Here is a 21,380-nt window from a genome sequence, read left to right as displayed (position 1 = left end):
CGCATAATATATTCTAGATGAATTTTAAAGAGAAGATGCTTAAAGATGGTGCCTTGAAAGGTAAAACTATTGTAGTTACTGGTGGTGGAAGCGGACTAGGAAAAGCCATGACACGATATTTTCTAGAACTGGGCGCAAACGTTGCTATTACATCTAGAAATTTTGAAAAGCTCGAGAATACCGCAAAGGAACTTGAAGCCGAGACAAAAGGCAAATGCCTTCCCGTACAGTGCGATGTTAGGGAATATCATCAGGTAGATGCAATGAAAGAAATAGTAATTGAACGCTTCGGCAAAGTTGATGTATTATTAAACAATGCAGCTGGTAATTTTATATCACCTACCGAGAGACTTTCTCCTCGCGCTTTTGATGTCATAATTGATATCGTTTTAAAAGGAACCAAAAACTGTATCCTTGCCTTCGGAAAGCACTGGATCGATACAAAACAAACCAATACTAATGTCCTAAATATTGTAACAACTTATTCTTGGACAGGTTCTGGTTATGTCGTGCCAAGTGCAGCAGCTAAAGCTGGCGTATTGGCAATGACAAGAAGTTTGGCTGTAGAATGGGCAAAATACGGTATGCGCTTCAACGCAATTGCTCCAGGACCCTTCCCAACAAAGGGTGCTTGGGATCGATTGATGCCTGGTAATCTTCAAGAGAAATTTGACATGGCTAAGAAAGTACCGCTCAAAAGAGTTGGCCAACATCAAGAGCTGGCAAATTTGGCCGCATATCTCGTTTCTGATTTTTCTGCTTACATAAACGGTGAAGTCATTACAATCGATGGTGGCGAATGGCTTAAGGGTGCGGGAGAATTCAATATGCTATCGGAAATCCCTGAATCGTTATGGGATGAACTCGAAAAATTAATTAGGGCAAAAAAGAACAAATAATTCCATCAAAAATGACATTCCTCATTTTAATTTAAGTTTAACAACTTTCTAAACTTGCCGTTGTTACCTTTGTGTAAACGCTAGAAAAAGATGTTATTACGTAATTACTTTCCCCATTCAAAGCAATTTAGATATGTTGCTTTAGTTATCGTGTTTGCTTCATTTGGTTTAATTGCTTGCTCAAGTAATGAATCTGAAGACAACTACTCAAATAGTGCCGTAGAGATATGCAACGACGGAATTGACAACGATGGTGATGGTTTCGTAGATTGTGAAGATCAATCCTGCAACTCTAGTACGTTATGTGAGGAAATATGCAACGATGGTATCGATAACGACGGTGATGGTTTCATAGATTGCGAAGATGCAAATTGCGAAGAATTTCAAGATTGTCTGATTGAACGCTGTATTGATGGCGTTGATAACGATGGTGATGGTCTGGTAGATTGTGATGATCCCGATTGCGACAGCAACCCAAGTTGTGAATAACAAGCGTTTCAATTTCCTTTTTCACTGTAAAAATCAATAGGTTTTGTTTACTCTATGTTAACAACTTCCGTTTTTAGAACCCATAATTAGTTGTATTTTTAGTCCCTATTAAAACCAAATCATTTAATGGGTAAAATCATTGCAATTGCTAACCAAAAAGGCGGTGTAGGTAAAACAACAACATCGGTTAATTTAGCAGCTTCTCTAGGTGTTTTAGAGAAGAAAGTCCTACTTATAGATGCAGATCCTCAAGCCAACGCGAGTTCGGGACTTGGGGTTGATGTAGACGAGGTCCAAGTTGGGTCCTATCAAGTTTTAGAACATACAAAAACTGCCATTGAGGCTATTGTTAAATCCAACGCGCCAAACGTAGATATTATTCCCGCTCATATTGACTTAGTTGCCATAGAGATTGAATTGGTGGACAAGGATGAACGTGAATATATGCTAAAAAGTGCCATAATAGATTTAAAAGAGCAATACGATTATATTCTTATAGATTGTGCGCCATCTTTGGGTTTGTTGACCTTAAATGCACTGACGGCTTCTGATTCGGTCATAATTCCAATTCAATGTGAATATTTTGCCCTAGAAGGCCTAGGCAAATTGTTAAATACTATTAAAAGTGTACAGAAAATACATAATGAAGCGTTAGATATTGAAGGTATGCTCCTTACAATGTACGATTCTCGTCTGAGGCTTTCAAATCAGGTTGTAGAAGAGGTACAAAAACATTTTAGCGATATGGTTTTTGAAACTATTATTCAGCGAAATGTTAGATTAGGTGAAGCACCTAGTTATGGTGAAAGTATCATCAATTATGATGTTAGTAGTAAGGGTGCCTCAAATTATTTAAGTTTGGCCAAGGAGCTAATCAAAAAAAATGAATTGTAATGGCAAAGGCAACTAAAAAACAAGCATTGGGCAGAGGACTTTCAGCGCTATTGAAAGATCCTGATAACGATATAAATACCGCTCAAGATAAGAATGCCGATAAAGTAGTAGGTAATATAGTAGAACTAGACATTGATAGTATTGAAGTAAATCCATTCCAACCACGAACCAACTTCAATGAAGAGTCCTTGAGAGAACTTGCCTCCTCAATTAGAGAACTTGGCGTTATTCAACCTATTACTGTTCGTAAGCTAGCATTCAATAAATATCAGCTTGTTTCTGGTGAACGTAGATTTAGGGCCTCAAAACTTATTGGGTTAGAAACGATACCCTCGTATATAAGAATTGCAAATGATCAGGAATCGTTAGAGATGGCCTTAGTAGAAAACATTCAACGCCAAGATCTTGATCCTATCGAAATTGCACTTTCATACCAACGTTTAATTGACGAAATAAACCTAACACAAGAGCAATTGAGCGATCGTGTTGGTAAAAAACGTTCAACAATTGCCAACTACCTAAGACTTTTAAAGCTAGACCCAATCATTCAGACCGGTATGCGAGATGGATTTATTTCCATGGGACACGGACGTGCAATGGTGAATATAGAAAGTCAAATTGATCAACTAGAAGTTTACGAAAAAGTAATATCAAATAAGCTATCTGTCAGAGCAACCGAGCAGTTGGTTAAGAATTTAAATAGCCCAAAATCCCCAACAAATGAAGACTCCCCAATTGAAGTGCCTAAATACATCAAAAAAGGAATAAAGGATTTTTCTGAATATTTTGGTCATAAAATAGATGTGAAACTCGCTAAAAACGGTAGTGGGAAAATCACGATCCCATTTCACTCTGAAGAAGATTTCAACCGTATTAAAAAATTAGTGCAACGTGCTAAATAGGCATCTATATACATTTGTCCTGTGCTTATTTTCAGTCTGCCTTTTATTTTCTCAGAAAGAAAAAGACAGCACCAGTTTAGGAATAGATAAAGAAATCGTTCAAATTAATCAAAGTGTTATAGAAAAAAAGCCTATCGATCCTCTTAGGCCATCAAAAGCTGCCTTTTATTCTGCTGTACTTCCTGGTCTAGGACAAGCGTACAATAAAAGATATTGGAAAATACCAATCGTTTGGGGCGCTATTGGCACTGGAGTCTATTTTTATATAAGAAACGACAATCAATTTGATAGATTCAGAGATGCCTATAAAAGGCGTTTAGCTGGTTTTACAGATGACGAATTTTATGGCGATGGCCTCACACCACAAATTTCTGATGACGGCTTAATTAGAGCGCAACAGCAGTTTAGACGAAATAAAGAGGTTGCACTTTTAGTTACCATAGGATTGTATGCTTTAAATATAATCGACGCTAACGTAGATGCGCATCTACTGCAGTTTAATGTAGACGAAAATTTGTCGTTAAGACCACACTACAAATTTAATCAGTTAGAAAACACAACCGATCTTGGGCTCACACTCAACTTTAATTTTTAGAACATGAATATTGCATTATTGGGTTACGGCAAAATGGGTAAGAGTATTGAAGAGATTGCACTAAAACGAAACCACATCATTTGTCTAAAGGTTTCTGAACCTGATGATGAATTTAACTTTTCTGAATGTGATGTTGCGATTGACTTTAGTGTTCCTTCTGCAGCCGAGACTAATATAAAAAAGGCTTTGGATGCTAATATTCCTGTAATTTCTGGAACTACTGGTTGGCTGGACAACTATAGTTCTATCGTGAATTACTGCAATGTGAAGAACGGAACATTTCTTTATGCATCTAATTTCAGCTTAGGTGTAAATATTTTTTTTGAAATCAATAAGCAGTTGAGCAAACTCATGAGCGGACATAAAGACTACTCTGTCTCGATAGAAGAGATACATCATACTCAAAAACTTGATGCACCAAGTGGAACCGCCATTTCACTGGCCGAACAAATAATCGAGAACACCGATTATGATGGATGGGTTTTACAAAATGCTACAAAGGACAAAATAACTATTGAAGCAATTAGAATTGAGGGCGTTCCAGGCACCCATGAAATTTCTTATGACTCGGAAATCGATTCCATACAAATTAAACATACGGCTCATAGCCGAAAAGGATTTGCTCTAGGTGCGGTTATTGCAGCAGAGTGGATAAAGGACAAAAAAGGGATATTCACCATGAAAGATGTGTTAAACATTGGTTAATTGCACCTACATTTGAAACAAATTAAAATAATTTTCAACCTACTAGACTAAATAAGATTACACTATGAATTGGACAGAATGGTTCGTCTTCGTTATTATAGTTCAAATAATTCACGGTCTTGGAACATGGAAGCTTTACGCCAAAGCTGGTCGTAAAACATGGGAGGCTTTCGTTCCGATTTATAATGCATTCGTTTTAATGAAAATTATAAACAGACCATGGTGGTGGATTATTCTCATGTTCTTACCAATTGTAAATTTAATCATGATTCCTGCAGTTTGGGTTGAAACTGCAAGAAGCTTTGGAAAGGACTCAAAAAAAGATGCCTTGCTATGTCTAATTACATTAGGTTTTTACTTATACTATCTAAACTACATTGAAGATGTGTTGTACATTGAAAATCGCAGATTAAAACCAAAAACATCCTCTGGCGAATGGATTACATCAATACTATTTGCTGTTGTGGCTGCAACCATAGTACACACCTATTTCTTTCAGCCATTTGTAATTCCTTCCTCGTCTTTGGAAAAATCCTTATTAGTTGGTGATTTCTTGATTGTGAGCAAGATACACTATGGTGCGAGAGGTCCGATGACTACAGTTGCACTTCCGATGGTACATGACACCATTCCTGTGTTAAAGAAAAAATCATACCTCTTTAGTGATCGTTACGAAAAAAGAAACTCCAGTATATTAAACAAACTGCAACTACCCTACTTTAGACTACCTGGTTTTGAAACTATAGAGCGTAACGATATTGTAGTATTTAACCAGCCTGCAGATACACTTCTGGATATGAATAAGTTTAAGCCAGATCGTAATTATTATAAACCGATAGATAAGAAAACAAATCTCGTTAAACGTTGTGTTGGTATTGCTGGTGACACTCTAGAAATTAGGGACGGTTTTGTATTTATAGACGGGGAACAAAATCAACTACCTCCTAGATCTCATTTACAATTTAGCTATGATATAAGATTTAAAAGAAATCTACAACCATCAAGGATTTACGATATCCTAAAGAAGCACGATATTACAGATGGACTTGGCTTTGGAACTCAGGAAGGATTTTATCGCATTCCTGCAGCAACAGACAGGGCTATTGCACGATTAAAAGCACACCCTGAAGTTGCGGAAATTATACCTATTAAACAGGCTAGAGACCAAAGAGAAGATATTTTCCCTAGAGACCTTAATTATAATTGGAACATCGATAATTTTGGACCTATTTACATCCCAAAGGCAGGTGCAACAGTAAACCTTACTACCGAAAATATCTCAATATACAAGCGTGCTATTTCAGAGTATGAGGGACACAAAGTGGTCACACGAGGCAATCAAATATTTATTGATGATAAGCCTGCAAACTCCTATACTTTTAAACAAGACTACTATTGGATGATGGGTGATAATAGGCATAACTCTATTGATAGCCGTTTTTGGGGCTTTGTGCCCTATGACCATGTGTTCGGTAAACCCGTATTTATTTGGATGAGCATTGATGGTTTAATGGACGGTTTAAAAAATTGGAGTTTCCGATGGGATCGAATTTTTACAACTGTTAGTGGGAAAGGTAAAAGGGTATCTTATTTAATTCCGTTTATTGTTGTTGTTCTTGGTCTTACATTTTTTAATAAATGGCGAAAGAAGAGGAAAGTTAAATTAAAGACTTAACCAATCTGAAATGGGCTGTTTAATACATCCATCTTACTTTCCGAATTTAGCTCAATTTTCCATTATTTTAAATACGGAAAATGTAGTTTTTGAAGTCTATGACAATTATCAAAAACAGACCTATAGGAATCGTGCTGAAATCTATGGAGCCAATGGTAAATTAACACTTACCGTACCTGTTATTTATTCGCAAAAAAATAGGCAACTTTACAAGGATGTGAAAATTGCAAATGATGGAAATTGGCAACAGGCTCATTTAAAGTCGTTGCAATCTGCTTATCGCATGTCTCCCTTTTTTGAATTTTATATCGATGACTTGATGCCACTATTTAAGGATAGATTTGAATATATTCTTGATCTTAACCTGAAATGTTTTGAAATTTTGAGCAGTTGTCTTCAATTAGATCTATCTATCCAATTTACAGAATGTTTTGAAAAAATTCCAACCAAACTAAAGGATTTTAGACATCTAATAAATCGTAATTCTGGAGTATTCAAATTCCAGCCATACACACAAGTTTTTACTGAAAAACACGGATTTATTGCAAACCTGAGCATTTTAGATCTTCTTTTTAATGAAGGACCAAAAACCGAATTGTATCTTAATGAACAGAGCCCTATATAATGATTAAACCACTAGTGCATTATGGCATACATTTTTTACTGCCCTTGGCTTTTGCATTATTGTTCTATAAAAAAATTTGGGGCAAAGCATATCTAATTATGCTGTTTGCCTTCTTAATCGACTTAGATCATTTATTAGCTTCTCCAATATTTAATCCTAATAGATGTAGCATAAATTATCATCCACTTCATTCCTATTATGCTATAACAGTTTATTTGGTTATGCTTATACCGAACAAAACGAGATTGATTGCACTAGGACTTGCTGCCCACATTATAGCAGATAGTGCGGATTGTCTATTGATCTAGTTTTACTATAGCCTTTATAGGATAATGGTCGGACAACTTTACGTCATAATTTTTAAATCCATTAACAGTAAAAGCCTTATCTACAAAAATAAAATCAATACGAAAAGGAAAAAATTTAAAATCAAAGGTACGCCCAAAACCATTTCCAGCTTCTTCAAACGTATCTTTTAAATCATTCTTAATCTCCTTATAAACATAAGAGTGTGTAGTGTTGTTGAAGTCTCCTGTAATAATAGTTTTATAATGGGTATTGGAACGATGTCTGTTGATGAGTTCAGCTTGTTCTTGTTGTTTTTGAAATACATTTTTTAATCTGGAAAAGATTCCATCAGATGATTCCGTTTTCAACGATTCAACATTGGTATTTATACCCGATGATTGCAGATGTATATTATAAACCCTTATTGTATCATTTCCTTTCACGACATCCATAAATAGAGCATTATTGTTAGAATCTGGAAAATCCAGAGAACCACCGTTAATTATGGGAAATTTAGAAAACATTGCCATGCCAGGTCTAACATTTTTCATATACCGCGCATTAAATTCATTATAACCCTCAAGCCTTATTGGAAGCCCTCTAGTATATTCTTGTAAACAAATTATGTCTGGACTTTCATTTTCGAAGAATTTTACAATTTCTTCTCTAACAGATTTATCAGGAATCCAATTATAATGGTTAAAGAGTCGTACATTAAAGGACATAATGGAGATGTTTTCTTGATCTGCATTATCTAATGAAGATGAAAATTTGTAAAGTGCTGTTACATGACTCCAACCTAAAACCAGTACTAAGAGTGATATAAGCAATTGTTTTTTAATCCTTAATAACCAATAGATAAAGAAAAATATATTAAGGATAATTAAGATTGGTACACTTAAACTTAATGCTGACACAGTAGCAAAACTCTTTGGAGGTACAAACGGTAAAAGGTAAGATATAAGTAATAAAAAGGCAGCCAACGAATTGAAGGCAAAAATTATCTTATCCAAAAAATTTAATCCCTTCACTTAATTCAATCCTGTCCTGCTTTAAACAAAAACTCTTTTTCCTCAGTTGTAAGACTATCATAACCACTCTTACTAATCTTATCGAGGATCATGTCTATTTTTTTCTGTTTATTAAACGTTTCAAATTCTTTTTTTGTTTTGCCTGTATAACCGCTTTTCCCCTTTCTACGATGAACAGTTTTAAGTTTAGACTTTGGTTTAAACCAACCCACAAAAGTATCCATTAGGCGCTCAAAGCCAGCACCTATGTCTTTACCTTTCAAAAGGTTCGAAGCATACAAATAACCTAACAGGTAACCACCAAGATGAGCAATATAACCACCTTGATTGAGACCTAATAAAAGTCTAAAGATATCATAGGTAACAAAGACAACAGCAATATGCTTCCATTTTACATTAAATGCGTTAAATAACCTTATTTGCGTATCTGGCATATACACTGCAACAAACATTAATAAGGCTGATACTCCGGCCGATGAACCTAACAAAACTCCTCGTGCCCTAAAAAAGTCAGTTGGAATTACATTGGCAACAATGAGGTATGATAGGCCACCAAATAGTATTCCCATGAAATAAACATTAAGAACCATTTTGGGTCTAAAAATATTTGTAGCTACTCTTGCTAAGTAAAATAGCAATAACATATTGAATACGATATGCCAAAAACCACTATGGAAAAAACCGTAAGTAATTAATGACCATGGTTGCATTAATACATCCATAAAATCTGAGGGTAGGACAAAGTATTTGGCTATATTCCATTTTAACAAGGCTGATAAAACAAAGCTCAGAATAAAAATGATTGCATTTATGACAATAATCTTTCCGAAAATATCTAATCTCCTATATTTAAACTTTAAATCTTGAAAAGAACTCATATTTAATTCCAACGGTATTTATCAGTTTCATTTTTTTTCCAAAAATACATCAGCAAGAATCCTGTTAACGCCCCGCCAACATGTGCCATATAAGCTGTATTACTCGGACTAAATATTGAGCTTCCAGTTAAGGCAGAGAATAAATCCAGCCCTATAATAGCAGGAATAAAATACTTTGCTTTAATGGGAATTGGCAAGAAAATAAGCATGAGCTTAGACTCAGGAAATAGCATACCAAAAGCAACAAGAACACCCATTATGGCTCCTGAGGCACCAACCATGGGAGCTATATAGGATCCAACAAAACTATTCAAATCTTTACCTAAAACAGTTACCCACCTTGTATTATATTCAGCATTTGAAAGGGTGGATAAGACCTCTGATTGTGCAAAGCCAGCATCTATTAAAGTGGACATTCCGCTATTAAATTGAAAATATAAAAAAGCAATTTGTATAGTGGCAGCACCCAAACCAGACAATAAATAAAATATTATAAACTTGCGCATACCAAAAATCTGTTCAACAGCAGTTCCAAACATCCATAGTGCAAACATATTAAAGAGAATATGGGCAAAAGTTGCATTACTATGCATAAACATGTGCGTTATTACTTGCCAAGGCTGAAATAGTTCATTTTTAGGGAAATAGAGTGCAAACCACCTCATAAAAAGTTCGCCATTATTGCCTAGTAGCATCATACCAGCATACATAATAATATTAATAATCAACAAGTGTTTTACACCTTCTGTGATTGATGGTCTCATAACAATTTTCTAGAATTTTTTTTCAATTTCTTCAACACTCCAAGTTATGAATGTTAGTTTATTGGTTGGTGATAAATTTGGTTCCTTACAAGCAAACAAACTATTGACAACATGTTCTTGTTCGGAACTATTTAAACTCTGACCATTTTTTATGGCAAGACTTTTCGCCAAGGACTTTGCAAGCAAATCTACAGCACTAAAATTGGTATCTGGTACTTCATTTTCAATATCGCTAATAAGTTGTTCCAAAATTATTGATACTTCACTTTCAGGAACTCCAATAGGTACACCAGAAATAGTTGCGCTATTTTCTTCTATTGCTTTAAACACAAAGCCTGTGTGCTCAAGATCTTCTTTCAATTGGTTGATGATTTCTAATTCACTTGGCGTAAAATCCAATACAATTGGGAAAAGTAATTGTTGGCTAGTTGCTTCTTTAACTGTAATATGCTTTAGAAAAGTTTCATATAAAATTCGTTGATGCGCTCTATTTTGATCAATTACTAGCATACCGGATTTGATTGTGCTTATAATGTATTTGTTATGAAGCTGAAATGTTGGTTTTTGCGCATCTATTCTTGCCTCATTATCAAAGATCGATGGCGTTTTAGTATCACTTTCAAAAGAGAGTTCTCTAAACGGCTTTTCAGATGAAATCCCACCTGAATCTAGACCAACATACAAACTTTCCCAAGATTCATTGTGCTTTTTAGTATAAGATATATTTTGTTTTACAGATGTTTTGTGATTAGACTGATCTTTAAAAGGATTGTACGCTCTATCTACGCCTATTGAAGGTGTTTTTGCCATTTTATCTTTATAGCTGTACGGTGTGTTAAACTGTTCTTGATGTTCAAAATCTAAAACTGGTGCTATATTAAACTGACCTAAACTATGTTTTATCGCAGATCTAAGTATGGCATATAAAGTATGCTCGTCATCGAACTTAATTTCAGTTTTTGTTGGGTGAATGTTTATGTCAATTGTCTTTGGATCTACCGAAAGGTTAAGAAAATAACTTGGATGATAGCCTTCTTTTAACAACCCATCGTAAGCAGCACTCACAGCATGATTTAAATAAGGGCTTTTTATAAATCTATTATTTACAAAGAAAAATTGTTCGGACCGAGTCTTCTTGGAAAATTCAGGTTTACCCACAAAACCACTTATTTTTAATACTTCTGTAGATTCATTGACTGGAACCAATTTTTCATTGGTTTTGGCTCCAAAAACATGGACTATGCGCTGTCTATAATTTTCAACGGGTAAGTTAAAAAGTTCACCGCCATTATGATAAAAAACAAAACTTAAATCAGGATGTGCCAGTGCGACTCGGTGAAATTCATCTGTAATATGACGTAATTCTACTGTATCCGATTTTAAGAAATTTCTTCGAGCTGGAATATTAAAAAATAGATTTTTTACAGCAACCGATGTTCCTTTTGGAGTTACGGAAACCTCTTGCGATTTTACCTTACTACCTTCAATTTCAATAGCTGTACCTAATTCATCAATTTCTGTTTTTGTTTTGAGCTCTACATGAGCAATAGCTGCAATACTCGCTAGGGCTTCACCTCTGAAACCTTTAGTATTTAGTTGAAATAAATCTTCAGCATTTTTAATTTTTGAAGTTGCATGACGTTCAAAACTTAGTCGTGCATCTGTAACACTCATTCCTTGACCATTGTCAATCACCTGAACAAGTGTTTTACCAGCATCTTTAATGATAAGCTTTATTTCTGTTGCGTGTGCGTCTATTGCATTTTCAAGAAGTTCTTTTACTACGGATGCTGGACGTTGTACCACTTCCCCAGCTGCGATTTGATTTGCAACATGGTCTGGTAAAAGTTGAATAATATCTGCCATTATTGTCTTATAGAGAATATGGATAAGTCAAAATCAATAATGTATAAGAATATAAGAATGAATATGGCAATTAAAATTAAAATGGTACTATTGAAGCCTGAGTTATTTCTATTTCTATTTCTTATTCTACTTTCATGCCATTGACCTGCAAAATCATTTTTGTTGTAGTTATCGGCATAGGCATCAAACTTAGATGTGTATTTAGAAACATCTGTTTCGTCCTTACCCTTATAATATCTGGGTGTATAATTGAACCTCTTGTTGCGAGGGAGTCTTTTAATTAATGTGAATTTTATTGGTCCCATAATCTCATTTAGTTCATATATCCGTCTAGGACATACATTAATACTATAATTGCAATAAGCATAATAATAAGAGCAGGCAATGAAGTTAAAAAACTTCCTCTACGTTGTGTTTCTCTTCTTGCTTCATTCCATTTAGCTTCAAAATTGGTCTTTGATTTTTCTTCTTCAGTTTCACTAAACCTAGGCTTGTAGCTAAATCGTTTATTTTTTCGTTGCTTAAACAAAAGGGATTCTTAACCTGTTATGACTCAAAAGTACTTAAAATACTAAGAATTTTTGCTTAATGATTCCTTAAAATTATCAACAAAAAAGATGCCATAGATGTTTTTAAATTAGGTGGTTATCGAAAAGTCTTAAAAGATTTTATATTAAAATCATCAAACAAAACGCAAGTTTGGATGTAATGAAAAGACAAGGCTTGCTAATTTGTGTCTTTTCTAAGTTGTGCCATTTTAATAGCAGTAATTGCTGCTTCAGTTCCTTTATTTCCATGCTTACCACCAGAGCGTTCTATAGACTGTTGTAAATTATTGTCTGTTAATACGCAGAAAATTACAGGGATATCTCCTTTTAGATTTAAATCTTTAATTCCATGGGTAACACCTTCGCAAACAAAGTCAAAATGCTTGGTTTCACCCTGAATAACACAACCAATCACGATAATTGCGTCTAGCATACTAGATGTTGCATATATACTTTTGGACATTCTTGATGCACCATAAGTGAGCTCAAATGTACCTGGAACATTCCATCTTACAATATTTTCTTTTTGTGCACCGCAGTCTACAAGCGCATCAAATGCTCCTTTCCATAATCCTTCGGTTATCTTAGCATTCCATTCTGAAACAACAATCCCAAACCGAAATTCTTTCGCGTTTGGGACTGTAGATTTATCGTAATTAGATAAATTTTGATTTGCCGTAGCCATGTTTTATAAACTCGCTTCTACTTTACCAATTAACACATCTGCCTGCGATGCCTCTGTAGAACTAGGAAACTCTGTTTTAATTCTATTTAAAAAATCCTGTGCCTTCCGAAAATCTTCTAGATCAATTGCCACTCTTGCAGCCTTAAGCAAATATAATGGTGTGGTAAAATTGTTAGTATTTGCATTTATTGCTTTTTCATAATACTCAAGCCCTTCTGGCAATTGTTCTAATTGAACAAAGGCATCACCAATACCGCCTTTCGCTATTGGGCTCAACATCTTATCATTACTGGAGAAATCGCCTAAATAAGTTATCGCATTTTGATAATCTTTCAAATTTAAATAAGCCATCCCAGCATAGTAATTGGCTAAATTGGCTGCTGGTGTACCACTGTATTCGCTAATAATATCGAGCATACCATACTTACCTTCACCTCCATTCAAAGCCATGTTATACAGTGAATCCGATTCAATTCCATTAACCGCATCTTCAAAATATTTTTTCGCTTGATACATTTCGTTCATTGCTTCTTTTTGTGCTGGTTCAGCAATGAATCGATTATAACCTAAATAACCTAATACAACCACTGCAATGGCGCCAATAACACCAAAAATGTAATTCTGGTTTCTAACAACCCATTCTTCCGTTTTTGATGCACCTTCATCTAAAGACTTAAATACCTCAGCTGTTGTTGAGTTTTCTTCTGCAACTTCAACCTTCTCTTTTTTGGTTTTTGGTTTATAGCCTCTTTTCTTGTACGTTGCCATATATTCTGGTTTTATGCGTGCGCAAAAATAAAATTTTTATTGGGATTTAAAAGCCTATTTATTTGTTATTTTTGAATAATTTTTATCTCAAAAATCCCCGAAATACGAGAAAAATCAGCGTAGGTTTCGTTTTATATGAATCTAAACACTCTATCCTTAGTTAACTATAAAAACTTTGAAAGTCAGGTTTTCGATTTTGATACTAAAATCAATTGCTTTGTTGGCTCAAACGGTATTGGTAAAACAAATGCATTAGATGCTATCTATCATTTAGCCTTTGGAAAAAGCTATTTCAACCCCATTGCACTTCAAAACATAAAACATGGTGAGGAGTTTTTTGTTGTTGAAGGAAATTTTACCAAAAACCAAAGAAACGAAAAAATAATAGTTTCACTTAAACGTGGACAAAAAAAAGTAATCAAACGTAATGGAAAGGCTTATGAGAAATTCAGTGAGCACATTGGTTTTATTCCGTTGGTAATTATTTCACCTGCAGATAGGGATTTGATTATTGAAGGTAGTGAGACACGACGAAAGTTTATAGATAGTGTGATTTCCCAAAGTGATAAGGCCTACTTAACCGCACTGATCTCTTACAATAAAGTCCTTGCGCAGCGTAATGCACTATTAAAATATTTTGCCCTAAATAACACTTTCAATGCAGATACATTAGAGGTTTACAATGAGCAACTTACAACTTTTGGAACCGAGATTTTTAAAAAGAGAGCAGACTTCTTAAAAACCTTTATTCCCATTTTTTTACAACGGTACAATGCCATAAGCTTAGGCAAAGAATCAATTAATTTGACCTACAAGAGCGATTTGTTTGAGACAACTCTTTATGAACTTCTTTCTGAAAATCTAAGCAAAGACAAAGCTTTACAATTTACCAGTGTAGGTATTCACAAAGACGATCTTGTCTTTTTAATTGATGGATTTCCTATAAAGAAATTTGGAAGCCAAGGGCAACAAAAGTCGTTTTTAATCGCACTTAAATTAGCGCAGTTCGATTTCATCAAACAACAAAGTGGTGTTTCTCCAATTTTATTGTTAGATGATATTTTTGACAAGCTTGATGAAAACCGTGTTGCTCAAATTATTAATTTGGTAGACGATGAGCACTTTGGACAAATATTTATTAGCGATACCCATGCCGAACGTACTGAGAAAATAATTAAACAGATACATCAGTCTTATAAAATCTTCAAGTTATGAAACGATTCCTGTTACTACTTTTTATCTTATTGTCTTCCTGCACCAATAATCCAGAAAACTATTTAGAACACATAAATGGGTATTGGGAAATTGAAGAAGTAGTTTTGCCTGATGGCACAAAACGCGAGTATCGTATAAATGAAACTATTGATTACTTAAAGATTAATGATAGCCTTAAGGGATTCAGGAAAAAAATGAAACCAGGCCTTAATGATACCTATTATACTTCTGACGACGCAGAAGCGATTGTTGCAAGAATTGAAAACAACAAATTGATTTTACAATATTCAACGCCATATTCGATTTGGGAAGAAGTAGTATTAGAAGCAAACAAAGAACGACTAAAAGTAGTGAATGAAGAGAAGGTTGTATATTTATACAAACGATATAGTCCTATAAACCTAAATCTAGAATAATAAAATCTTATGCTTATGGCAAAGCGTAATAACGATAACCAACCTATTCAGGACATCTTAAAAGAGTTTGTTAAGTCAAACAATTTACAATCAGGATTGGATAAAGTCAATGTGCGCGAGGCATGGGTTAATTTAATGGGAAATGGTGTAAACAATTATACTACCGCTATAGAGCTAAAACGAGACACACTTTATGTACAACTAAGCTCTAGTGTCCTCAGGGAAGAACTTAGTTATGGTACTGAAAAAATTATCACAATGCTTAATGAATCTTTAGGTAAAGAAATTGTCAAAAAATTAGTCCTTCGTTAGTTAATGGACAATCTCTTTGTAAATAAATTTCCCATTCCTTGGTCAATGACTAGGGCAGAAAAATCTACTCTAATTCAATTAGTAAAAGAAATAAATCCCGAAATTTCAATTGAGATTGGAACTTTTAATGGAGGTAGTTTACAGGTCCTTAGTCATTATTCCAAGAAGGTCTATGCCATAGATATAACACCAGAATATAGAGATGCACGTTGCAAAGAACTTAAAAACGTGGATTTTTTAATTGGTGATTCAAAAAAGGTAGTGCCAAAACTCATTGAAAAAATAAATGCTTCCAAAGAAAAAGTTGAGTTTATCTTAATTGATGGTGACCATACTACCAAAGGAGTACTAGCAGATATAACCAATGTATTAAAAATAATTCCATACCTCCCTATTACAATTTTCCTACATGATAGCTTCAACCCAAACTGCAGAAAAGGCATTTTATCATATGACTACAGCAAAAATCCTTATGTCCACAACGTAGAATTAGATTATGTCACTGGAGCCTTTAATCACGATGGATTGTACAGGGAAATGTGGGGCGGATTTGGTTATATCAAATTAATGCCTGAAAAAAGAATTAAGCCTCTAAAAGTTTCACAATATCAGGAAAAACTCTTCAAAATCACATATTATAAGTCCATTCACTTTTACAGAAAATGTTTTGGCTTCCTCAAACCAATTTATAAAGTTTTCAAAAAATAAAACCTTTATCTGTATCGTCAGTGTATCTTTATAAAAAGGATTGCTATGAGAGGATTTTTCTTATTAATTAGTGCAATATTTATGCAACAAATTACAGTCTTTGATTTCAATTTAAATTGTGATCTCACAAGTTGGAACATTGTCGATGATGTTGTAATGGGCGGAAGATCAGCAGGCGACTTTCGACTTAATAAAGAAGGTCATGGAGTGTTTTCTGGTGAAGTTTCTCTTGAAAACAATGGTGGATTTTCATCCTTAAGATATAATTTTAATACAATACAATCTGCAAATCAGTCAAAGTTTGTGATTAAATTAAGAGGTGATGGCAAAGCCTATCAGTTTAGGGTTAAAGATAAACGCTACAATCGTTATTCTTATATTTCTGAATTTAATACTTCCGGAGAATGGCAAACTATCGAAATACCTTTCAGCATTATGTATCCATCGTTTAGAGGTTATCAATTAGATATCCCAAATTTTAATGGTAAACAAATGCAAGAAATCGCGTTTTTGATTGCAAATAAGAAAGCGGAACAGTTTAAGTTGATAATAGATTCAATTACCATTGAATAATATTTATTTGGTATCTTTCTGACTGTTATTACTTTTAGCTAATGAAACACCTCAAAATTATTATTTCCTTGGTCTTTACTATAGGAATTTTTTATGCCTTAAATACAAAGTTTGGTACAATCCCTCCAATTGGTAAATTTTTAAATCCTTATACTGGAATTTGGCAAAATGAAATCGATGAATCTGTAAATGGAGAGGTAAACATTGAGGGACTCAAAGAAGAAGTCTCAGTCCACTACGACAATTTATTAATTCCGCATGTGTTTGCACAGAACGAAGAAGATCTTTATCTAACCCAAGGTTATTTAACTGCTAAACACAGACTGTGGCAAATGGAGTTTCAGACTTATGTTGCCGCTGGTCGATTATCTGAAATTGTTGGTGAAAGTGCTTTAAATTACGATAGACAAGAACGTCGAAGAGGTATGGGTTACGGTGCGGAACAAGCCGTTGCTGTCATGAAACAGAATCCAGAAACCTATAAATTAGTTGATGCTTATGCGAAAGGCGTCAATAACTACATAAACGAACTTACACCAGCAACTTACCCTGTAGAATACAAGTTATTAGACTACGAGCCAGAATCATGGACTGTAGAAAAAACAGCACTTTTATTAATGTACATGACAAAAATGTTGGCTGGTGCAGACTCCGACATGCAATATACCAATGCCTTACGATTATTTGGAAAGGATAGATTTGATATGCTTTTCCCGGATTTTTTTGATATTACCGACCCTGTAATCCCAAAAGATACGGATTGGAGTTTTATTGATGTTCCACAAACCCCACTTCCTGAAACTCAAAAAATAGCTTTAGATACAATTACAGAAATTATTGATCAGCCAAATCCTGATAATGGTAGTAACAACTGGGCTATTTCTGCAGAAAAATCAGCAACAGGAAACCCAATTTTAGCTAATGATCCTCATTTAGGACTAAACCTACCTTCCATTTGGTATGTGATGCAGCTTAGCACTCCAAATCAAAATGCATTTGGCGCAACCATACCAGGTGCCTTAGGCGTTATTTCTGGATTTAATGAGCATATTGCTTGGGGAGAAACCAATGCAACAAGGGATGTGATTGATTGGTATAAGATTGAATTTAATGATGATAGGACCAAATATAAATACGATGGAAATTGGAGAGCTGTTTCCATGCGCATTGAAGATATCAAAATAAAGGGAAAAGATAGTTATAAAGATACTGTACTTTATACGCACCATGGTCCAGTGGTTTATGATAAAAACTTTAAATCAGACATGGAACTTGCTGGTTATGCCATGAAATGGATTGGTCATATGGGAGGCAACAACCAACGTACGTTTATTGAGCTTAACAAAGCAAAAAATTACGACGGTTATGCCAATGCACTTAGTTATTGGAACGCACCAGCCCAGAATTTTGTATTTGCATCTGTAGAGGGTGATATTGCGCTTTGGATACAAGGAAAACTACCTAACAAATGGGAAGGTCAAGGTAAATTTGTAATGGATGGTAGCATACCTGAAAACGATTGGCAAGGGTTCATTCCACAAGAGTTTAATGCACATACAAAAAATCCTAAACGAGGTTATGTAAGTTCAGCAAATCAGCATCCCGTGGATGAGAACTATCCTTATTTTGTTTTTAACGACAGGTACGAAACCTACCGAAATAGGGTAATTAACGATTTTTTCGAATCCAAAGAGAAATTCAGTATTAAAGACATACAAGATTTACACAATAACAATTATAATCTTAAGGCTTCAGAACTTATGCCACATATGTTAAGTAGTCTTGATACTTCTGGTTTTAATGATGCGGAAATGAAAGTTTATAACCAAGCTAAGGCGTGGAAATTTAATAATGATATTGATGAAATAGGACCAAGTATTTGGCGTGAGTGGTGGAAAGCTGTCTATAATCTTACTTGGGATGAATTTGAAGTTGAAGATTCTGTTATGAAAACACCGTTTGCCTACCAAACCATTTATTTGTTAACTAATGGTGGTAATAATGAATTTATGGATATAGTAGATACACCAGAAAAAGAAACGGCTCAGGATTTATTTCAAATTAGTTTTAAAGAAGCTGTAGTTGCATTAAATGAATGGAAGAAAGATAATGGCGATTACGTTTGGAAAAGTTATAAAGCTACCTATGCTGGTCACTTGTTACAGGGCTTACCTGCATTTTCCAGGTTTAACATTCCAATTGGTGGAGACCGTAATATTGTAAATGCCACTTCTGAAAATCATGGCCCTTCATGGCGAATGATAGTCGAAATGTCTTCTCCTCCGACAGCGTTAGGCATTTATCCTGGTGGCCAATCAGGCAATCCTGGAAGCAAGTACTATGATAATTTTATTGACGATTGGGCTAGTGGTAAATATCATGAGCTTAATTTTTTACAAAATAATCAAGCCAATGATCAAATTATTGGTACACAAACCTTAATACCAACGAACAATGAATAAAACTCTAATTAACTTCATTGCCACCATAGTACTTGCATACGTTCTATCATTGTTTATGAATTGGTATTCGGTTATGATTGCATCGGCATTAACAGGGCTTTTAATACCTTTAAAACGCTTTGCAGTCTTTTTTATACCCTTTATTGCCATATTTATTTTATGGGCAATTTATAGTTACAGCCTTGCCTCAAATAATGATTTTATCTTGGCCAAAAAGGTTGCCACCTTACTCGATTTAAACGGGAATACGACCATGCTGATTGTCGTAACGGGAATTGTAGGTGGTTTAGCAGCAGGGATTTCTGGTATACTTGGAAAACAATTGAGTATCCTTTTTTCAAAAGACTAGAATCATTTATTCTTTTCCTCAATCCATTTGCTCATATATTTGGTACTCTGCATGGATTGATGTAAAAGCATTTGTCCAATAAAATTTTTTTCTCGGTGTTGTTTTAGCCCAGTTCTAATAGCATTCAATTTTTCTAAGAATCCTTGTTCAAAATCTTCCCTCGTAAATTTGGACTTAAGGGTATCAAAACCCAATTGTTGAGCCTTGTACCATAATTTCGAATTCATATAGAGGTCTATTGCCTTTTTAGCAAATAGATTTGGGTCGTCATCAATTAATAAAGGAGCTTCATCAGTTTCTAATATACCTTCAGATGCTATTGTAGACATCATACAAGGCGTACCATTCTTAAAAGCATCAAACACCTTACCCTTTAAACCAGCGCCATAACGTAATGGTGCCAAGCTAACTCTTATCTTCTGCATAACTCCATGGACATCATCAGCAAATCCCTTTATTAAAAAACCTTCTTTTTCACTATGCATTTGAGTGACTTTAGCAGAGTCATAGGCACCATAAACATGCAATTGGGTGTCTGGTAATTGTTTCCTGATGAGTGGCCAAATTGTGGTTTTTAAGTGTCGTACACTATCTAAATTGGGTTGGTGTAAAAAATTACCAATGATTAAAAAGTTTAGCCGGTCTTCATATTCAGGTAATCTGGCTTTTTGTTGATCATCAACCTGATTTACTAAAAATGGAATATAATAAAGGATGCTTGGATCTATTTTAAAACGTTCCGTTAGGATTTCCATTTCAAAAGTTGAAATTATCAAACTTAAATCACATTTATAAATACTAGCTATTTCACGTTTTGTAAAATCATTGAATAGATGTCTTAAATCAAAATCTTCGTTAGCTTTTATAGCTAAGCCTCTGCCCTTTCGTAAACCATGAAGATCCTCAGTGTCCAAAATTCTTATTGCATTAGGGCATTGGTCTAAAACACGCCAACCAAATTGTTCCTCAGTCATGAAGCGGTCAAAAAGAACTACATCTGGATTTAATCTTTTGATAAAAACATCAAATGACGAATTATTTAGCTCAATTTGGTTTATTGCAATTCCGAGAGTCTCTAAATTGAAACTCTTACTTGTTCTATTAGCAATAGAACAAAATGTGATTTCGTAATTCAGATCCTTAAAATGTTCAATTAATTGTAACATTCTGCTTCCCGCAGCAGAACTTTTTGGTTCTGGCCAAACAAAACCAATTATAAGAAGTTTATTGGTCACTGTGCTTCTTTTTGAAACGCATACTTAATTCTTGCAACTTTTACCCATTCTACTATAGCATTGATTTGTTCTTGTGATAAATCGGCATCCCTATGTGTCCAAGTATAACTCGGTAATGGCATATGCTTTTCCTCTACCTCTTCAGCTAGTTCCTCAAGCTTATGATCTTTTTTCTTGTCTGAGTATTCATTCCATTTAGACACATTAAAATCTCCTTTCCCATGTCTTATATGGTCTGCTAACCAATAGTTTACAGGAGTGATGGTATTATACCATGGGTAGCGTGTGTAATCACTATGACAATCAAAACAAGCTGTTTTTAGAATCATTTTTACGTCCTCAGGTGGGTTGGTATCCGCCAAAAATGGTTCAATTGAAGCAATATCTCCATCATTTTTTTGTGGACCAAATAACTGGGCAACCACAAATACAAGAAAAATAGCTAATCCTAATTTTTTGAGAAGTGTTTTTATCATGATTTTTTAACTAATTTAGAAG

At 34.6% G+C, this 21,380-nt stretch carries 26 protein-coding genes; 16 read left to right on the top strand and 10 right to left on the bottom strand.

The genetic code is table 11. The annotated features are described in order from the left end of the window. Window positions 1-17 precede the first annotated feature (17 nt). From LBU54_RS06690 to LBU54_RS06650, 9 genes are all read left to right on the top strand, one after another. Entirely contained in the window at window positions 18-899 is an 882-nt protein-coding gene (locus tag LBU54_RS06690) for an SDR family oxidoreductase (protein WP_224527562.1), read from the top strand. Window positions 900-989: 90 nt separating this feature from the next. Continuing rightward, window positions 990-1,388 (top strand): S8/S53 family peptidase, encoded by a 399-nt coding sequence (locus LBU54_RS06685; RefSeq protein ID WP_224527560.1) that lies wholly within the window; start codon window positions 990-992, stop codon window positions 1,386-1,388. 126 nt (window positions 1,389-1,514) lie between these two features. Next, window positions 1,515-2,282 (top strand): ParA family protein, encoded by a 768-nt coding sequence (locus LBU54_RS06680; RefSeq protein WP_224527558.1) that lies wholly within the window; start codon window positions 1,515-1,517, stop codon window positions 2,280-2,282. Beyond that, a complete protein-coding gene (locus LBU54_RS06675; protein ID WP_224527556.1) occupies window positions 2,282-3,184 on the top strand; it encodes a ParB/RepB/Spo0J family partition protein in 903 nt (300 codons plus the stop codon). The genes LBU54_RS06680 and LBU54_RS06675 overlap by 1 nt, the downstream gene beginning before the upstream one ends. Next, on the top strand, window positions 3,174-3,779 hold the full coding sequence (locus LBU54_RS06670; RefSeq protein WP_224527553.1) for a DUF5683 domain-containing protein: 606 nt from the start codon (window positions 3,174-3,176) through the stop codon (window positions 3,777-3,779). The genes LBU54_RS06675 and LBU54_RS06670 overlap by 11 nt, the downstream gene beginning before the upstream one ends. Window positions 3,780-3,782: 3 nt before the next feature. Next, window positions 3,783-4,484, top strand: a complete 702-nt coding sequence (gene dapB, locus LBU54_RS06665) for a 4-hydroxy-tetrahydrodipicolinate reductase (RefSeq protein WP_224527550.1) — start codon at window positions 3,783-3,785, stop codon at window positions 4,482-4,484. Between the two features lie 64 nt (window positions 4,485-4,548). Then, window positions 4,549-6,159 (top strand): signal peptidase I, encoded by a 1,611-nt coding sequence (gene lepB / locus LBU54_RS06660; protein ID WP_224527545.1) that lies wholly within the window; start codon window positions 4,549-4,551, stop codon window positions 6,157-6,159. 10 nt (window positions 6,160-6,169) lie between these two features. Further along, window positions 6,170-6,784 carry a WbqC family protein gene (locus LBU54_RS06655; protein WP_224527542.1) on the top strand — a complete coding sequence of 205 codons (615 nt, stop codon included), beginning with the start codon at window positions 6,170-6,172 and terminating at the stop codon, window positions 6,782-6,784. Next, window positions 6,784-7,092 carry a DUF6122 family protein gene (locus LBU54_RS06650; protein ID WP_224527538.1) on the top strand — a complete coding sequence of 103 codons (309 nt, stop codon included), beginning with the start codon at window positions 6,784-6,786 and terminating at the stop codon, window positions 7,090-7,092. Before LBU54_RS06655 ends, LBU54_RS06650 begins: the two co-directional genes overlap by 1 nt. Here LBU54_RS06650 and LBU54_RS06645 read toward each other — a convergent pair. The 8 genes from LBU54_RS06645 to LBU54_RS06610 form a co-directional block, all read right to left on the bottom strand. Next, on the bottom strand, window positions 7,081-8,085 hold the full coding sequence (locus tag LBU54_RS06645; protein ID WP_224527536.1) for an endonuclease/exonuclease/phosphatase family protein: 1,005 nt from the start codon (window positions 8,083-8,085) through the stop codon (window positions 7,081-7,083). The two genes, LBU54_RS06650 and LBU54_RS06645, sit on opposite strands and share 12 nt — an antisense overlap. A gap of 23 nt (window positions 8,086-8,108) precedes the next feature. After that, entirely contained in the window at window positions 8,109-8,981 is an 873-nt protein-coding gene (locus tag LBU54_RS06640) for a rhomboid family intramembrane serine protease (RefSeq protein ID WP_224527534.1), read from the bottom strand. A 2-nt stretch (window positions 8,982-8,983) separates the two neighbouring features. After that, on the bottom strand, window positions 8,984-9,745 hold the full coding sequence (locus tag LBU54_RS06635; protein WP_224527532.1) for a rhomboid family intramembrane serine protease: 762 nt from the start codon (window positions 9,743-9,745) through the stop codon (window positions 8,984-8,986). Between the two features lie 9 nt (window positions 9,746-9,754). Then, window positions 9,755-11,611: a DNA mismatch repair endonuclease MutL gene (gene mutL / locus LBU54_RS06630; RefSeq protein ID WP_224527530.1), complete on the bottom strand. Its 1,857-nt coding sequence runs from the start codon at window positions 11,609-11,611 to the stop codon at window positions 9,755-9,757. After that, entirely contained in the window at window positions 11,611-11,916 is a 306-nt protein-coding gene (locus tag LBU54_RS06625) for a hypothetical protein (RefSeq protein ID WP_224527529.1), read from the bottom strand. Before LBU54_RS06625 ends, mutL begins: the two co-directional genes overlap by 1 nt. A gap of 8 nt (window positions 11,917-11,924) precedes the next feature. Beyond that, window positions 11,925-12,140, bottom strand: a complete 216-nt coding sequence (locus tag LBU54_RS06620; RefSeq protein WP_224527526.1) for a hypothetical protein — start codon at window positions 12,138-12,140, stop codon at window positions 11,925-11,927. Window positions 12,141-12,337: 197 nt separating this feature from the next. Further along, window positions 12,338-12,844, bottom strand: a complete 507-nt coding sequence (gene ribH / locus LBU54_RS06615; RefSeq protein WP_224527524.1) for a 6,7-dimethyl-8-ribityllumazine synthase — start codon at window positions 12,842-12,844, stop codon at window positions 12,338-12,340. Window positions 12,845-12,847: 3 nt separating this feature from the next. After that, the gene (locus tag LBU54_RS06610; RefSeq protein ID WP_224527523.1) at window positions 12,848-13,612 is read right to left on the bottom strand and encodes a tetratricopeptide repeat protein; all 765 of its coding nucleotides are present in this window, start codon (window positions 13,610-13,612) and stop codon (window positions 12,848-12,850) included. Between the two features lie 135 nt (window positions 13,613-13,747). Here LBU54_RS06610 and recF point away from each other — a divergent pair, with 135 nt between their 5' ends. Genes recF through LBU54_RS06575 form a run of 7 tightly spaced genes read left to right on the top strand, consistent with a single transcriptional unit; the run spans window position 13,748 to window position 19,647 of the window. After that, window positions 13,748-14,827, top strand: coding sequence for a DNA replication/repair protein RecF (recF, locus tag LBU54_RS06605; RefSeq protein WP_224527521.1), 1,080 nt, complete (start codon window positions 13,748-13,750; stop codon window positions 14,825-14,827). Then, complete coding sequence (locus tag LBU54_RS06600) at window positions 14,824-15,243, top strand: lipocalin family protein (RefSeq protein WP_224527519.1); 420 nt, start codon at window positions 14,824-14,826, stop codon at window positions 15,241-15,243. The genes recF and LBU54_RS06600 overlap by 4 nt, the downstream gene beginning before the upstream one ends. 15 nt (window positions 15,244-15,258) lie before the next feature. Continuing rightward, entirely contained in the window at window positions 15,259-15,555 is a 297-nt protein-coding gene (locus LBU54_RS06595) for a DUF721 domain-containing protein (RefSeq protein ID WP_224527517.1), read from the top strand. Between the two features lie 3 nt (window positions 15,556-15,558). Then, entirely contained in the window at window positions 15,559-16,263 is a 705-nt protein-coding gene (locus LBU54_RS06590; RefSeq protein WP_224527516.1) for a class I SAM-dependent methyltransferase, read from the top strand. A gap of 45 nt (window positions 16,264-16,308) precedes the next feature. Next, window positions 16,309-16,836, top strand: coding sequence for a CIA30 family protein (locus LBU54_RS06585; protein WP_224527515.1), 528 nt, complete (start codon window positions 16,309-16,311; stop codon window positions 16,834-16,836). Window positions 16,837-16,877: 41 nt separating this feature from the next. Next, window positions 16,878-19,298, top strand: a complete 2,421-nt coding sequence (locus LBU54_RS06580) for a penicillin acylase family protein (RefSeq protein WP_224527514.1) — start codon at window positions 16,878-16,880, stop codon at window positions 19,296-19,298. Continuing rightward, window positions 19,291-19,647, top strand: a complete 357-nt coding sequence (locus tag LBU54_RS06575; RefSeq protein ID WP_224527513.1) for a hypothetical protein — start codon at window positions 19,291-19,293, stop codon at window positions 19,645-19,647. Before LBU54_RS06580 ends, LBU54_RS06575 begins: the two co-directional genes overlap by 8 nt. Window positions 19,648-19,649: 2 nt before the next feature. Here the strand turns inward: LBU54_RS06575 and LBU54_RS06570 are convergent, their stop codons facing one another. Together LBU54_RS06570 and LBU54_RS06565 are read right to left on the bottom strand one after the other, a co-directional pair. Then, entirely contained in the window at window positions 19,650-20,882 is a 1,233-nt protein-coding gene (locus LBU54_RS06570) for a glycosyltransferase (protein ID WP_224527510.1), read from the bottom strand. After that, window positions 20,879-21,358, bottom strand: coding sequence for a heme-binding domain-containing protein (locus LBU54_RS06565; RefSeq protein ID WP_224527507.1), 480 nt, complete (start codon window positions 21,356-21,358; stop codon window positions 20,879-20,881). Before LBU54_RS06565 ends, LBU54_RS06570 begins: the two co-directional genes overlap by 4 nt. Window positions 21,359-21,380: the final 22 nt, after the last annotated feature.

The sequence above is a fragment of the Winogradskyella alexanderae genome (genome assembly GCF_020166335.1).
In the GTDB taxonomy this organism is placed as follows: Bacteria; Bacteroidota; Bacteroidia; order Flavobacteriales; family Flavobacteriaceae; genus Winogradskyella; species Winogradskyella alexanderae.
The sequence above is the reverse complement of the archived record's forward strand: the minus strand, read 5'-3'. Positions and strand labels throughout refer to the sequence as shown.